We start from the raw sequence: 13,833 nt of genomic DNA, 5'->3' as shown, positions 1-13,833 counted from the left end.
CGCGCAAGGCAGAATGCCGGACGGTTAATTTTACGTTTATTAAATCGATCAGAATTCAATACGCATGTGGCGCAACTTAAATGCAATACAAACAGCCAAACCTCTAAATAAATCATTTACCCGTTAATGCATCACTTAACAAAATCACAACAATCACGAACCAGAAATTCCACATAGGATGTTGATTTATAATAAATTACTGTGAGAAGGATATTTAGCAACTAAAACCAGAACAGATTGACAAACATTTAATCTTTCGCGCTTAAGTTCGGGTAACTGGCGTCGTTTATCTTTGGTGAATAATCTTTGTGCTATGCAGAAAAGTCGCAGTACAGATTGAAACGTTGTAAATAAGACAATCAGAAATCAACTGTAAGTTATGGACTACATTTAAAAATAAATGCCTGCAAACAGAATGGTCTTGAGTTAATTAAGATGCCGTTATATAAGTGTGCTTTTGAATGAGCGTGCTCAGATTAATTAAGAGAAAGGCAGTACGTATGGCTAACTTTGTTATTGTGGATGATCATCCTATTGTGCGCGTGGCGATACGGCTGGTGCTGGAAAATGCCGGACATCGTGTTTCAGCAGAGGCTGGCGACGGCGACAATATATTTAGCCTGGTCAAAGAGAAAGGTGCCGATGCGGCAATTATTGATATTGATCTGCCCGGCATTGGCGGTATTGAAGCGGTTAAGAACCTTCGCACCGCCGGATCATTGATCCCGGTGATCGTGATGAGCGGAAAAAACGCGGAATTTTACGCTTACGAGAGTAAAAAAGCCGGTGCCAATGGCTTTATCAGTAAAAAAAACAACCTCAATGATCTGACCCACGCCGTCGACGCGGTGCTGTCCGGCTATGGTTTTTTCCCGCTGCGCCTGAGTCACCAGGCGGAGGGCGATCAACTGGTGCAGGACAGCGACAAACTGCTGCTGCTGTCGCATCGCGAATATGAAGTGCTGCGTTACCTCGGTGAAGGCACCGAGATTGTCAAAATTGCCAACCGCATGAAGCTCAGCAATAAAACGGTCAGCACCTATAAAGCCAGACTGATGGAAAAGTTATCGCTGAAAAATCAAAAGGATTTACTCGATTTCACCCGCCGGAACCAGATTAACTGATGCGACTTTTTTTCCTGTGCGCGCTGTGCTGCGCGCTGCTGCTGGTCGCCCCACTGCGCGCGGCGGTGCAGCAGCTTAATTATCAGCCCAACGATTTGCCGGCGATGCCCGCGCCGATGCTCAATGACAGCGACTGGCACTGGCTGGGGCAAAAGCGCGACAGCGTGATTGGCATCTATGGGCCGGATCGGCCACCGATGCTGCGCACAAATCCTGAAGGAAGAGTGTTTGGCTACATTCCCGATGCGGCTTACGCTGCGCTGCACAGCCTGGGTATCAGTTTTCGCGTCAAACATTATGACACCGCGCCCGAAGCCTTTGCCGCGCTGGCGCGCGAAGAGCTGGATATGATTTTTGTGCCGGCCGGAGAGGCGGTGCCGGCGCATGTTAACGACACCATCAGCGTAACCGCGCTGAAAGCCAGTCCGGTTCGGGTGGTGCGCAGCAGCAGTAACCCGCTGGCTGGTCAGGAGTTTTTACCCGGTCCGGCGATAACCTCTCCCTACAGCCAGCTGCCGCAGGTCGCCATGGGCACCCTGCCCTATGCCGATGTGCCGGCAGTGGAAGCCTATTACCTGATTGAACGCAACTACCTGAATACGCTAACCATCGATCACATTCTGCCCGATCTCAGTTCGCCGTATCGCTTTGTGGTCAACAGTAAAGAACACGTGCTGGCGCGGGCGATGCGCATTGCGTTTGACGCCCTGCAGCGCCACGCGGCCGGTGAGATCATTGCCGCACGCTGGGATATCGCCAACATCACGCGCTTTGTCACCACGCCGCTGGCGCTGACGCCCACCGAGCAGGCCTGGCTGCAGACGCACAACCAAATCAACATGGCGGTCACGGACCTGGTGGCACCGTTCTTTATCAAAAACGCGCAGGGCGAAATCACCGGCATCGTGCCGGAGTTGCTCAACCTGATTGAAATGCGCACTGGGCTGAGCTTCAACTTTATTGAGATCAGCGACAGTCGTGATCTGACCGCGCGGATGAAACGCGGCGATGTCACGATTGCTGCACCGCTGATCTGGAGCCAGCAGCGCAGCCGTGACTTTTTGATGACCACACCGTTTATGTTCACGCCGGAAGTGCTGGTGACCAACACGGCCGCGCAGGATGCGCCGCCAAAACGCGCCGCGCTGGTGCGCGAGCAGGATGCCTCCCACTGGTTTCTGAAAAAATATCCTGATGTGTCAGTCGATTATGTTGGCAATCCCAGTCTGGCGATGCAGTGGGTGGCGGATGGGCAAACCGACGCCACCATTAATACGCTGGTGGGCGCGCGCTATCTCTCTGAAGGTCTGTATCCCGGCAAACTGCGCTTAACCGAGCTGAAACCGGCGCAGGAAGCGGCTATCGCCTTTGGCGTCAGCCGCAGCGAGCCGGAACTGCAGGACATCATGAACAAAGCGCTGGCAGCGATTCCGGCCGGCATGATGACCGATGTATTAACCCACTGGCAGGCCACGCCCGCCGCGCATTTCGACACCTGGAAGCTGTACCGCAAAGAGTTTTATGTCGGCGCGCTGGGCGCAGCCACCATCATCGCCGTCACCTTTGTCTGGGCGGTGCTGCTGATGCGGCAGGTCAAACGGACGCGCCGCACCAAAGCGCTGCTGCGCCAGGAAATTCAGCTGCGCGATCGCCTGATCAATGGTCCGCCGCGGCCGTTTTATGTGGCCTCGCTGGATGGGATGATCGTGCACACCAATCCGGCGTTTACCCAGTTTTTCACCCCGGAAGAGCAAACCCATCTGGGCTATTCGCTGTATGACTGTCGCCATCCGCTGTACCACGTGTGGCAGCAGATCGACAAAAACATCCAGCCCGGCGACATTCCGGAAGAAGCAGAGTTTGTTATTGATGACGGGCGGCAGAAGCGTCACATCCGTCACTGGATGACGTCGTATACCGGCGATGAAGTCGGCAGCGGCGGACTGATTTGTGGCTGGCAGGATGTTACCGACTACCTGCAATTGCTGGAAGATCTTTCGCTGGCACGCGAAGCCACCGAACTGGCCAGCCAGAGCAAAAGCGACTTCCTCGCCACCATGAGCCATGAAATTCGCACGCCGCTCAGCGCGGTGATTGGCCTGCTGGAACTGCAGACGCAGGAAGGCCGCGCCGATACCGAACTGATTCGCGTCGCGCACGAAGCGGCGGTCAGCCTGATGGATATCGTCGGCGACATTCTCGATATGGCGAAGATAGAGTCCGGCCGCATGACGCTGCAGCCGCAGTGGGTCAGCCTGCATGCGCTGGTGCGTCCGGTGATCTGTGCCTTTGACGGCCTGGCGCGGCAAAAAGGCATCAACCTGAACCTGATGCTGCCGGTCGGCGATGACGATCTGTTTTGCGATGCCAGCCGCGTACGCCAGGTGCTGTCTAACCTGGTCGGTAACGCCGTCAAGTTCACCGATCAGGGTGAAGTAAAGGTGACGGTGGGTCTGACGCCGCTGGAGAGCCATACCGAGCTGCGGATTCAGGTGGCTGATACCGGACGCGGCATCGATAAAGCAGCGCAAAATGCGCTGTTCCACCCGTTCGAACAGGCGGGCCTGTCGGATAACGCTGGCACCGGACTGGGCCTGTTTATCTGCCAGGAGATTACCCGCCTGATGGGCGGCAGCATTTCTCTGGAGAGCGAACCCGGCGTCGGCACGGTATTGAACGTCGCCGTGCCGGTCAGCGTGCGTGATATCGCTACCCCACTGCCGTCTCCGGTCGCAGAACCGTTGCCGGCTGCGCCGCAGGTCGCGCTGAATGTGCTGATCATTGACGATCATCCGGCCAACCGCCTGCTTATTTCGCGTCAGCTGACGCTGTTAGGTCATCGTTTCCGCGAAGCGAACAACGGTGAAGAAGGCCTCGCGCAGTGGCGGCAGCAGAAGTCGGACGTGATCATTACCGATTGCAATATGCCGGTGATGAACGGTCTGGATATGACGCGCAACATCCGCCGGGAAGATAAGCACACCTACATCATCGGCATTACCGCCAACGCGCAGCAGTCGGAGCGCCAGCGCTGCCTCGAAGCGGGCATGAACGAGTGCGTGTTCCGGCCGGTTAAGCTGGCGCAGTTACCACCATTCTGAGCCAGATTCACAGCGCCAGTGCGCTGTCGGTCGGTGATGATTTTTCTGACTGGGTGGATATCGCCGAAATTGAGAAATATATGCCCAACAGCCCCGGCGCGATCGCGGATTTTCTCGACATCGTGATTAATGAAGCACGCACCGATCTGACGCAGGCGATTGACGTGGTGCAAAGCGGCGATCTCGCGACTGCCGCCAGCCTGTTTCATCGCATCACCGGATCGCTGCGCGTCACCGGTATCCGTCAGCTGACGGAGCAGTGCGAAATGCTGGAAGAGCTGGCGGAAATGCAGGAAGACAGGGAAATTATCCTGCTGCATTTGCGGGAAGCGCTAACGCTGGTGGACAGGATGGAAGCCTCATTGCGTCAGCAAACCACATCCGCCCAGGCCGGCGCGCACTGATTGCACGCCGTCAGGCGTTTTTGATCAGCTTATGCAGCAGCGGATGAGTAATCTGCTCAAACATCCCGGCGTTATTAAATGCCCGCGCCGCCAGCATCGCACCGTGCACGCTGGCCATCAGCGTTTTGGCTTCGTTTTCAGCGCTGTCGCTGAGCTGGAAAACGCCGCTGGCGGCGCCTTTGCTCAGCTGGCGCGCTAACCAGCCGGAGAGATCGCTGAAGTGGCCGCTGACTTCAGTGGCGACATCCGGCGGCAGCGTGGGCATTTCCGCCGCCAGCATCGCGCAGATGCAGAAAGGCGAAGCCCCCTCTTTAATGCAGTGCGCCCAGTAATCGACGTAGGCTTTCACTTCGTTCAGCGGATCGTTGATCTGTTCATCCATCGCCTGCATGCCCGCCTGCGCCTCAGCACGATATTCCTCCACCACCGCTTTCACCAAATCGGCTTTGCCGGGAAAATGGTGGTGGATGCTGGCCTTGCGGATATCCACCTGGGCGGCAATATCGGCATAGCTAAAGCTTTTATAGCCGCCGGCGGTGAGCAACTGGCGGGTGCAGGCCATGATTTCGCGGGCTTTAGAGGAACGGGCAGTCATAACGCAATCCGGTAGAACAACAGAGATCGGTCAACCTACTGGCAGGCAGGGAAGAAGTCAAGCCAGCGGCCTGGCGTTCAGCGCGCACTTTTTTTATTTTTTCAGCAATATTTTCATCGCTGATTCGTCTACCTCATCACTAACCTATTCTGTCACTGTAATGAGGAACCCCAATGAGAGATTTTGACAGGCATCAGCATTCACGTAGTCACCGCTTTGGTCATCACCGTATGGCGAAACCGCTGCTGCTCGGCGTGGTGCTGTTTGCTGCCCTTGGCCTGCTGGTAATGTCGCTGTGGAATGCGCTGCTGCCGGAACTGACCGGCGTAAAAAGTATTGGCTTCTGGCAGGCGCTGGGACTACTGGTGCTGTGTCGCATCCTGTTCGGCGGGCTGGGCTTCCATCCCGGTATGTTTGGCATGGCGCGTCGCCGCATGCATGAACGCTGGATGCAGATGACCCCGGAGCAGCGCGAAGCCTTTATGCAGCAGCGGCGCGAGCGGTTTGGCGGTCGTGGTCATCATGGCGGACGCTGTGACTGGCACGATCGCCGCAGCCAGCGTGACGATCCGCGCCCGCCCGCGGACGATGCGCCCGCCAAATCCCCGGATGCAGAGTAAACAGCATGCCGCAGGATTCGCGGCTGCTGGCGGCCCTCGCCGCCTGCCGCACTAAGCTCAGCGCCTTTATTCGCGGCCGCAGCGAGCGGCACGATGAGGCCGAAGATATCCTGCAGGAGATCAGCTGGAAACTGCTGCAGGTGGAACAGCCGGTGGAGAACGTCAGCGCCTGGCTGTTTCGCGCCGCGCGCAACGAGATCACCGATCGATCGCGAAAAAAACGCGAACTCTCGCTGTTCAACGCCGCCGGAGACGAGGATTTTCCCGAGGATGAAATTGCCGAAACGCTGTTTGGCGTGGCGCAGACGCCGGAGGATGAGTATCTGAAAACGCTGCTGTGGGAAGAGCTGGACGATGCGCTCGCGGAACTGCCTGCTGCGCAGCGCGAGGTATTTGAAAAGACCGAGCTGCTCGGCTTCAGCTATCAGGATCTGGCCGCCGAAAGCGGCGACAGCGTGCAGGCGCTGCTGTCGCGCAAACATAAAGCGGTTCTGTTTCTGCGCACCCGGCTGCGCAGCCTGTACGACGAACTCACGGCCTGACCAGCGCGACCCGATAGCCAAACGGCCATCGGGTCGCGTGCTTTACCACCAGGCCGCGGTGGGCTGCGGCTGTAACAGATCAATGCCCTCGCCCAGCATCGGCAGACACAGTGCAACCTGATGCTCTGCCGCCAGCTGGACGATTTGGGTAAATGGATCGTCCCAGCGGTGAAAAGCTAAATCAAAAGCCGCGTTGTGAATCGGAAACAGCCAGCGCGCGTTGAGGTCCTGAAACGCGCGCAACGTGTCCTGCGGCAGCATATGAATGTCGGCCCAGCGCGCATCGTAAGCGCCATTTTCCAGAAACGCCGCATCAAACGGGCCGTATTTCCGGCCAATCGCTTTGAAACCGTCGAAGTAACCGGAGTCACCGCCAAAAAACAGGCGGAACTGGTCAGAAATCAGCGTCCACGAACACCACAACCGTTTGTTGCTGTCGAACAGGCCGCGTCCGGAAAAGTGCTGCGACGGCGTCGCGACAAAATGGATGTCGCCGATATCCCGCGACTGCCACCAGTCGAGCTGGATGACTTTCTCCGGCGCAACACCCCACTTAATCAGCAAATCGCCGACGCCGAGCGGCGTGAGAAAGTGCTTCGCCCGATCTTTCAGCTGCATGATGGTGTGGTAATCGAGATGATCGTAATGGTCGTGCGACAAAATAATGCCTTCTATCGGCGGCAGATCGGCCACGGCAATCGGCGCTGGCTGAAAGCGCTTTGGTCCCAGTCGCTTAAAAGGTGACGCGCGCTCGGCGAACACCGGATCGGTCAGCCAGAACTGGCCATTGAGCTTCAGCAACAGCGAAGAGTGGCCGAGGCGAAAGACGCTGTTGGCCGCGGCCTGTGCCAGCGCGGCGGCCGTGATGGGCTGCACCGGCAGCGCGGCCGGCGGCTGGGTATCTTCCGGTTTATTGAACAGGAAATCCCACAGCATTTTGCGGTAGTCGCCAAAGCTTAGCGACTGACGCGGCTGGACATTGCGAAACTTTTTGCCATCAAACTGAGCGGAGTGCGGATACTCCCTGATTGCCCCCCGGCAGAGGCTGGAGCCCTTCAACATAGCGCGGATACCTCGAAAATGAGAAAGCTGGCTGGCAGCAGCGGTAAACATCTGCGGCTACGTTAACCGTTTTATGCCGCGCGCGTCCTCACATTACGAGCCATCGCACAACCGGTAACGCAGAATTTCGCTGCCGGTGTGGCCTTTCCCTGGCGGATGACAGGGCGGCAGCAGGCAGGTAAAGTAACGCTTTTGCATGATTTTACGAGGGAAAATGAACACGCTTTTCGTTTACGGCACGCTGCAGCCGGGCCAGTGCAATGCGCATATCCTGGAAAACATCGGCGGTGAGTGGCTGGCAGGGACGGTCGCCGGCACTTACTATGCCAACGGCTGGGGCGCGGCCGCCGATTTTCCCGGCATCGTACTTGATGAGCACGGCGCGCGCGTGCCGGGTTATCTGTTCATCTCGGATCGGCTGGCGCTGCACTGGCCGATGCTGGATGAGTTTGAAGATGGCTACGACCGGGTGCCGGTTGAAGTCACCACGACCGACGGCCAGCAGCGGACGGCGTGGATTTATCAGCTGCAGCCACAGCAGGACGTCGCGCGCTAACCTCGCACCTTGCCTACACTGATCCTCACCGGACTGTGAGGAGAAGCCATGATCACCATTTGTACCGCCTGCGGCACGTCTTATCAGCAGCAGCAACCTGCCCTTACGCAGTGTCGCATTTGTCAGGATGAACGCCAGTTTGTGCCGCCCGGCGGGCAGCAGTGGATCGATCAGTCTGCGCTGCGCGCCTCGCATCAAAACCAGTGGCAACAGCTCGCACCCGGGCTGCTCAGCCTGCAAACCGTACCGGATTTTGCCATTAACCAGCGCGCCTTTGTGCTGCAAACGCCGCACGGCAATATCCTGTGGGATTGCATCGCCCATCTGGATGACGCCACCGTCACGTTGCTGCGCGCGCTCGGCGGCCTGCACGCCATCGCCATCTCCCATCCCCACTATTACAGCACCATGCAGGACTGGGCCGACGCCTTCGACGCGCCGGTGTATCTGCACGCCAGCGACAGCGAGTGGATCATGCGCGCATCGCCCCGTCTGCAGCCCTGGCACGGCGACAGCTGTGATCTGCTGCCGGGCGTGCGGCTGTTACGTCTCGGCGGCCACTTTGCCGGCGGCACGGTGCTGCACTGGGCGCACGACGGCGGCGTGCTGCTGAGCGGCGATATTTTGCAGGTAACGCCCGGTGCCAGTGCGGTTTCGTTTATGTGGAGCTATCCCAATATGTTACCGCTGGCCGGCGCCACGGTGACAGCCATGCTGCAGCGGTTGCAGGGCGTTAAGTTTACGCGCCTGTACGGCGCGTTTGCCGGCCGCGAAATTCTCGCGCGTGCCGATGAGGCAGTGCAGCAGTCGGGCCGCCGCTATCTGGCCTGTCTGCAACACCCACAGCCGTAGCGCTTACACAGCCGCGCTGGATAAATACCAGGCGATCGCATCGCACACGGATGTACAGACGTCTGGACGTATACTATAGTCGGTTTCCTGCAAACATAAGGAAACCTGCAAACAATGAAAAAAACATGGCTTACCGCCCTGCTGGCGGCCTCTGTCACCCTGCTCAGCGCCTGTGACAACCACAACGACAACAAAATCAAAGTGGCGATCAATACCGGACCGGATGAGGCGCTGTGGCAGACCGTGAAGCAGGTGGCACACGATAAATATCAGCTCGATGTTGATGTGGTGGCGTTTAACGATTACGTGCAGCCGAACGAAGCGCTGTTCAATAAAGATGTGGACGCCAACGCGTTCCAGAGCCTGCCTTATCTGGAGATGCAGTCCAAAGAGCGCGGATATAAATTTGCCGTCGTGACCAATACCTTCGTATTCCCGATTGCCGGTTATTCACGCAAGATTAAATCACTGCAGGATCTGCCGGATGGCGCTACCGTGACCGTGTCTAACGAAGCGACCACCTTGGGGCGTAGCCTGCTGCTGTTGCAGGCGCAGGGCCTGCTGAAGGTGAAACCCGAAGCCGGTCTGCTGCCGACCACGCTGGATATTACCGATAACCCGAAAAAGCTGAAGATTGTGGAAGTGGATACGCCGCAGCTGGCGCGCACGCTGGACGATCCGCAGGTTTATCTGTCGATCATTAATAATAACTTTGCCGCGCTGGTAAATTTATCCGCCTCGCGTGACGGAATGTTTATGGAAGGCAAAGCGTCGCCATACGTTAATGCGATTGTGGCGCGCGAAGATAATAAAGACAGCCCGAACGTGCAGAAGCTGAAAGAAGCGTTTCAGTCCCAGCCGGTGCTGGATAAAGCCAACGAGATTTATAAAGGCGATATTATTAAGGGTTGGTAAGGATTACCTGCCTGTTGATGCAGGCAGGAACAGGATTACCGCACCCATCGTAGCGGCGCAATTTATTGCGCATTCGGGCAGTTGTGCGGTGTTTCACTCAGCGCGATAAATCGCGCCGCTACAATGTGTGCAGGATGGTGGTGCCGAAATACAATGCCGCACGGATCGTAGCGGCGCAATTCATTGCGCATTCCGGCAACTGTGAAATGTTTAACTTAGCGCGATAAATCGCGCCGCTACATATTGTGCGGTCGGAGGGTACGGATATAATTTTTGGTACAAAGTCTTAGCATCGCTATTTCCTGCATTTTTAATCATCTCGCTACCTGCACTCCCCCATCCCATTTTCTGCCAGCCAGCCCGCTTCTGCTGCTGTCTGAATCGTCTACACTTCAGGTTGAAAAAGCCGCAGCGGTGTAAAAATGGCGTAAAAATTTGGTCGATTGGTATAAAAATCGCGTACAAAAAAACGCCACCCCCTACCGATTACGCCGCTGAAACGCTATCTTCGCCAGCATAAAAGTGGGTGATTGCGACACGCCAGTGCGGCTGATGGCGCTCGCCCTTTCTCCCTGAAAAAACAGGAAATGTATGAGTCAATCAGAGAAACAGTCTCTGCCTGCTGGCATGCTGGCCGCCGCCGGCATCGTGTTTGGTGATATCGGTACCAGCCCGCTGTATACCCTCAAAGAGTGTCTGTCGATTTTGCCGGACGGCGCGCCGTCGGCGCTGGCGGTGATGGGCTTTCTGTCGCTGATATTCTGGGCGCTGACGCTCATCGTCACGCTGAAATATGTCTGCTTCGTGATGCGCGCCGACCACGACGGCGAAGGCGGCATTCTCACCCTGATGTCACTGGCACGCCGCAACGTTGGCCGCAAAGCCGGTCATATCATCGTGCTGGCCGGTCTGATTGGCGGCGCATTTTTCTATGGGGATGGCGTGATCACCCCAGCCATCTCGGTGCTGTCGGCCATCGAAGGGATTCAGGTGGTCTCGCCCGGGCTGGAAAAATATGTGGTGCCGCTGGCGCTCACCATTCTCGCGCTGCTGTTCATTATCCAGAAACACGGCACGGAAAAGGTCAGCCGGGTGTTTGGCCCGGTAATGTTTGTCTGGTTTGTGGCCATCGGCGCACTTGGTATACGCGGTATTCTGCTCAACCCGGAAGTGCTGCACGCGCTCAGTCCGTCCTATGCGCTGACCTTCCTGCTCAGCCACAAAGCGCTCTCGCTCGCGGCGATGGGCATGGTGGTGCTGGCGGTGACCGGCGCGGAAGCGCTGTATGCCGACATGGGCCACCTGGGCAAAGCGCCGATTCGTCTCGCCTGGCTGGTGATCGCCATGCCGGCGCTGATACTGAATTACTTCGGCCAGGGCGCGCTGGTGATCGCCGATGCGCAGGCGATGAACAATCCGTTCTTTAATCTGGCTCCCGGCTGGGCGCAGATTCCACTGATTGTGCTGTCAACGCTGGCCACGGTCATCGCGGCGCAGGCAGTGATTTCCGGCGTCTATACCCTGACGCATCAGGCCATTCGCCAGGGCTTTTTACCGCCGATGCGCATCATTTTTACCTCGCATACTGAGTCCGGGCAGATTTACATTCCGGTGGTGAACTGGCTGCTGTTCACCGCCGTGATGCTGATTGTGCTGGCTTTCCGTCAGTCGTCGGCGTTGTCCTCGGCGTACGGCATCGTAGTGACCGGCACCATGGTGATCACCGCCTGTCTGGCGGGCGTGGTGGCGCTGCGTAACTGGCGCTGGCCGCTGCCGCTGGCGCTGTTGTTCCTGCTGTGTATGCTGGTGGTCGACGTGCCGCTGTTCATCGCCAACCTGATGAAACTGCTGTCCGGCGGCTGGGTACCGGTGCTGCTGGCGCTGACCATGATGGGATTGATGCTGATCTGGAGCAGCGAGCGTAACCGCCTGATTCGCCGTTTGAATAACGATCAGGACGGTTTACTGGCGCTGGTGAAATCGCTGGAGAGCAATCCGCCGAACCGCGTCGAGGGCACCGCCATCTTCCTCGCGCGTAAGGAGTTTGAAATTCCCCAGGCGCTGTTGCACAACCTCAAGCATAACCGCGTGCTGCACCGCCGCGTGGTGCTGTTGCATATCCGCACCACTGATACGCCGCGCGTGTATAACCAGCAGCGCATCAGCATTACGCAATTGTCGCCGTCGTTCTGGCAGGTCACTGCCGCCTACGGCTGGCGTGAAGTGCCGTCGATGGCCGAGATTCTGCATCTGTGCGGACTGGAAGGTTTTGGCTGCACGGTGAACGAAGCGTCATTTTTTACCGCGCACGATACGCTGGTAATGAAAAAACGCCGCGGTCTGGCCCGGGTGCGCGGCAGGATTTTTCACTTCTGCCAGCGCAACGCGCTGCGCGCCCATGAGCAATTTCATATTCCGCCCAATCGGGTGATCGAACTGGGCGGCCAGCGCGAGTTTTAGGCCGCAGGGCCACGGATGGCCGGATTTGCCCGCACATGACGCACTGACTTTTTTAATGGCAAATGTAAGCAGATGAAAAAATATTAGCGAAACATTACCGGAGTTGTGGCGGAACTTTTCTTAACATCTGATTAGCAATTAAAGCTAAAACGCATAACCTCAAAAGGTGTTTATTAACCCTACCGGCATGATCATTCACCGTGCGCTTTGCCGGAATGTATAAACCAATAAACAACGATCTCAGGATCGGTTAATTCACTTCCGGCTCTGTTGTTATTTTTGAGGAGTAAGACCATGAAAGCGTTAATTAACGATGTGATTTCCATTTTTACGCCGCAAAATGTTAAACCGGTTTTAATTCGCGCCGATTTGACGCACCGCGAATTATCCTCAATCCATCCGGCAGGTGTGACCTCCGTAAGCTGGGCCACGTCAATGGAAGAGTTAACAGACGCCATTGTGAAAAAAGCCCAGGCGGCCGGAGCCGTCGGTTATCACATCACCGACGTTGAATCACATGAGCCGGGCCACGACGGCCAGCACGTGATGGCTGCCACCGCCACGCTGTATCACATCAATGACAAGGTGGCTTACGGCTGATGCTCGGATTAACACGTTTTTCTGCTTATGGCCTGCCCGTCATTTCCGGCAGGCTTTTTTCATTAAAATAGGCAGCGAGAAAATCCAGAAAAACTTTAATACGCTGCGATTCTGCGGCGCGTTGCGTATACACCGCCCAGATATTGGCTTCCTGATACCACTGCGGTAATACCGCCACCAGCTCGCCCGTGGCCAGATACGGCGCCACATCCCACGCTGAACGCAGCGCAATACCATGCCCCTGCAACGCCCAGTGCAGAATCACCTTGCCGCTATTGGAAGAGTAATGGCTGTTCAGGCGACACAACACCTGCTGCTCGCCATTGGTCAATGCCCAGTTACCAAATGAATTATCGCGTTCATTAATGATCAGACAGCTGTGATGAATTAACGCATCCAGCGAGGCTGGCATACCGGCGCGGGATAAATACGCCGGCGCGGCACATAAAATACGCCGGTTGGCAATCAGCCGGCGGGCAATATAGGAAGGATTGAGATCATCGCCAACGCAGATTTCCACATCCGTGCCGCTCTGTAGCAGGTCGAATGCCCGATCGCTTAGCATCAGTTTAATATTCAGCGACGGATGCTGGTGAATAAATGCCGAAACCGCATCCGATAAATAGTCCTGACCGAAACCAAACGAGCAGCCGACGGTAATTTCCCCGGTCAACTCGCCGCGCCACTGACGGAAATTATTGAGAAAGCCATCCATTTCCTGCACTACCTGCAACGCGCCCTCCAGCGCTTTTTCCCCTTCCGGCGTCAGGCGCATCACGCGGTTAGTGCGGAAAAACAGCCGCGTCTCCAACTGTTTTTCCAGAATGGCGATGCGTTTACTGATGTAAGACGGTGACTGACCCAGCTCAATCGCCGCGCGGCCGAAACCGTCATGCCGCGCCACGCTGATAAACACGTACAGGTCTTCAATCGACGGCCAACCCTGTAACGGCTTCTGATAACTTTTTCCGGCAAGCAGTATTTTCATAACAGCACATGGTG

The 13,833-nt window shown here is 56.7% G+C and carries 13 protein-coding genes; 10 read left to right on the top strand and 3 right to left on the bottom strand.

Annotated features, from left to right (window positions below; genetic code table 11):
- Positions 1 to 500 precede the first annotated feature (500 nt).
- The 3 genes from ABVR31_RS19415 to ABVR31_RS19405 all read left to right on the top strand — a co-directional run bounded on the left by ABVR31_RS19415 (position 501) and on the right by ABVR31_RS19405 (position 4,629).
- Positions 501 to 1,124 (top strand): response regulator, encoded by a 624-nt coding sequence (locus tag ABVR31_RS19415; RefSeq protein WP_058758781.1) that lies wholly within the window; start codon positions 501 to 503, stop codon positions 1,122 to 1,124.
- Positions 1,124 to 4,225 (top strand): response regulator, encoded by a 3,102-nt coding sequence (locus tag ABVR31_RS19410; protein ID WP_372774154.1) that lies wholly within the window; start codon positions 1,124 to 1,126, stop codon positions 4,223 to 4,225. Before ABVR31_RS19415 ends, ABVR31_RS19410 begins: the two co-directional genes overlap by 1 nt.
- Positions 4,226 to 4,305: 80 nt before the next feature.
- Positions 4,306 to 4,629 carry an Hpt domain-containing protein gene (locus tag ABVR31_RS19405; protein WP_372774152.1) on the top strand — a complete coding sequence of 108 codons (324 nt, stop codon included), beginning with the start codon at positions 4,306 to 4,308 and terminating at the stop codon, positions 4,627 to 4,629.
- 10 nt (positions 4,630 to 4,639) lie between these two features.
- Here the strand turns inward: ABVR31_RS19405 and ABVR31_RS19400 are convergent, their stop codons facing one another.
- Positions 4,640 to 5,224: a TetR/AcrR family transcriptional regulator gene (locus ABVR31_RS19400; RefSeq protein WP_150059051.1), complete on the bottom strand. Its 585-nt coding sequence runs from the start codon at positions 5,222 to 5,224 to the stop codon at positions 4,640 to 4,642.
- Between the two features lie 173 nt (positions 5,225 to 5,397).
- On the opposite strand from ABVR31_RS19400, the gene ABVR31_RS19395 reads away from it, so the two are divergent.
- Both ABVR31_RS19395 and ABVR31_RS19390 read left to right on the top strand, forming a co-directional pair.
- Positions 5,398 to 5,844: a hypothetical protein gene (locus ABVR31_RS19395; protein ID WP_215800963.1), complete on the top strand. Its 447-nt coding sequence runs from the start codon at positions 5,398 to 5,400 to the stop codon at positions 5,842 to 5,844.
- Positions 5,845 to 5,849: 5 nt separating this feature from the next.
- A complete protein-coding gene (locus ABVR31_RS19390) occupies positions 5,850 to 6,386 on the top strand; it encodes an RNA polymerase sigma factor (protein WP_150059053.1) in 537 nt (178 codons plus the stop codon).
- Between the two features lie 42 nt (positions 6,387 to 6,428).
- Here ABVR31_RS19390 and ABVR31_RS19385 read toward each other — a convergent pair whose 3' ends face one another.
- Positions 6,429 to 7,448 (bottom strand): MBL fold metallo-hydrolase, encoded by a 1,020-nt coding sequence (locus ABVR31_RS19385; protein WP_371221430.1) that lies wholly within the window; start codon positions 7,446 to 7,448, stop codon positions 6,429 to 6,431.
- 214 nt (positions 7,449 to 7,662) lie between these two features.
- Here ABVR31_RS19385 and ABVR31_RS19380 point away from each other — a divergent pair, with 214 nt between their 5' ends.
- The 5 genes from ABVR31_RS19380 (at position 7,663) to ABVR31_RS19360 (ending at position 12,831) form a co-directional block, all read left to right on the top strand.
- Positions 7,663 to 8,004, top strand: coding sequence for a gamma-glutamylcyclotransferase family protein (locus tag ABVR31_RS19380; protein WP_058770129.1), 342 nt, complete (start codon positions 7,663 to 7,665; stop codon positions 8,002 to 8,004).
- Between the two features lie 48 nt (positions 8,005 to 8,052).
- On the top strand, positions 8,053 to 8,856 hold the full coding sequence (locus ABVR31_RS19375; protein WP_241798474.1) for an MBL fold metallo-hydrolase: 804 nt from the start codon (positions 8,053 to 8,055) through the stop codon (positions 8,854 to 8,856).
- A gap of 114 nt (positions 8,857 to 8,970) precedes the next feature.
- Positions 8,971 to 9,771 (top strand): MetQ/NlpA family ABC transporter substrate-binding protein, encoded by an 801-nt coding sequence (locus ABVR31_RS19370; RefSeq protein WP_021509481.1) that lies wholly within the window; start codon positions 8,971 to 8,973, stop codon positions 9,769 to 9,771.
- Positions 9,772 to 10,362: 591 nt separating this feature from the next.
- Positions 10,363 to 12,231: a low affinity potassium transporter Kup gene (kup, locus tag ABVR31_RS19365; RefSeq protein WP_372774148.1), complete on the top strand. Its 1,869-nt coding sequence runs from the start codon at positions 10,363 to 10,365 to the stop codon at positions 12,229 to 12,231.
- 294 nt (positions 12,232 to 12,525) lie between these two features.
- On the top strand, positions 12,526 to 12,831 hold the full coding sequence (locus tag ABVR31_RS19360; RefSeq protein ID WP_021509483.1) for a DUF1471 domain-containing protein: 306 nt from the start codon (positions 12,526 to 12,528) through the stop codon (positions 12,829 to 12,831).
- Between the two features lie 25 nt (positions 12,832 to 12,856).
- Here ABVR31_RS19360 and ABVR31_RS19355 read toward each other — a convergent pair whose 3' ends face one another.
- Entirely contained in the window at positions 12,857 to 13,819 is a 963-nt protein-coding gene (locus ABVR31_RS19355) for a LysR family transcriptional regulator (RefSeq protein ID WP_021509484.1), read from the bottom strand.
- Positions 13,820 to 13,833: the final 14 nt, after the last annotated feature.

The organism is Pantoea sp. WEP (assembly GCF_041678305.1).
Taxonomy (GTDB): domain Bacteria; phylum Pseudomonadota; class Gammaproteobacteria; order Enterobacterales; family Enterobacteriaceae; genus Pantoea; species Pantoea dispersa.
The sequence above is the reverse complement of the archived record's forward strand: the minus strand, read 5'-3'. Positions and strand labels throughout refer to the sequence as shown.

Coding starts and splice junctions, on each gene's coding strand:
- ABVR31_RS19415 (WP_058758781.1), top strand. CDS start 501: ATGGCTAACTTTGTTATTGTGGATGATCATCCTATTGTGCGCGTGGCG.
- ABVR31_RS19410 (WP_372774154.1), top strand. CDS start 1,124: ATGCGACTTTTTTTCCTGTGCGCGCTGTGCTGCGCGCTGCTGCTGGTC.
- ABVR31_RS19405 (WP_372774152.1), top strand. CDS start 4,306: ATGCCCAACAGCCCCGGCGCGATCGCGGATTTTCTCGACATCGTGATT.
- ABVR31_RS19400 (WP_150059051.1), bottom strand. CDS start 5,224: ATGACTGCCCGTTCCTCTAAAGCCCGCGAAATCATGGCCTGCACCCGC.
- ABVR31_RS19395 (WP_215800963.1), top strand. CDS start 5,398: ATGAGAGATTTTGACAGGCATCAGCATTCACGTAGTCACCGCTTTGGT.
- ABVR31_RS19390 (WP_150059053.1), top strand. CDS start 5,850: ATGCCGCAGGATTCGCGGCTGCTGGCGGCCCTCGCCGCCTGCCGCACT.
- ABVR31_RS19385 (WP_371221430.1), bottom strand. CDS start 7,448: ATGTTGAAGGGCTCCAGCCTCTGCCGGGGGGCAATCAGGGAGTATCCG.
- ABVR31_RS19380 (WP_058770129.1), top strand. CDS start 7,663: ATGAACACGCTTTTCGTTTACGGCACGCTGCAGCCGGGCCAGTGCAAT.
- ABVR31_RS19375 (WP_241798474.1), top strand. CDS start 8,053: ATGATCACCATTTGTACCGCCTGCGGCACGTCTTATCAGCAGCAGCAA.
- ABVR31_RS19370 (WP_021509481.1), top strand. CDS start 8,971: ATGAAAAAAACATGGCTTACCGCCCTGCTGGCGGCCTCTGTCACCCTG.
- kup (WP_372774148.1), top strand. CDS start 10,363: ATGAGTCAATCAGAGAAACAGTCTCTGCCTGCTGGCATGCTGGCCGCC.
- ABVR31_RS19360 (WP_021509483.1), top strand. CDS start 12,526: ATGAAAGCGTTAATTAACGATGTGATTTCCATTTTTACGCCGCAAAAT.
- ABVR31_RS19355 (WP_021509484.1), bottom strand. CDS start 13,819: ATGAAAATACTGCTTGCCGGAAAAAGTTATCAGAAGCCGTTACAGGGT.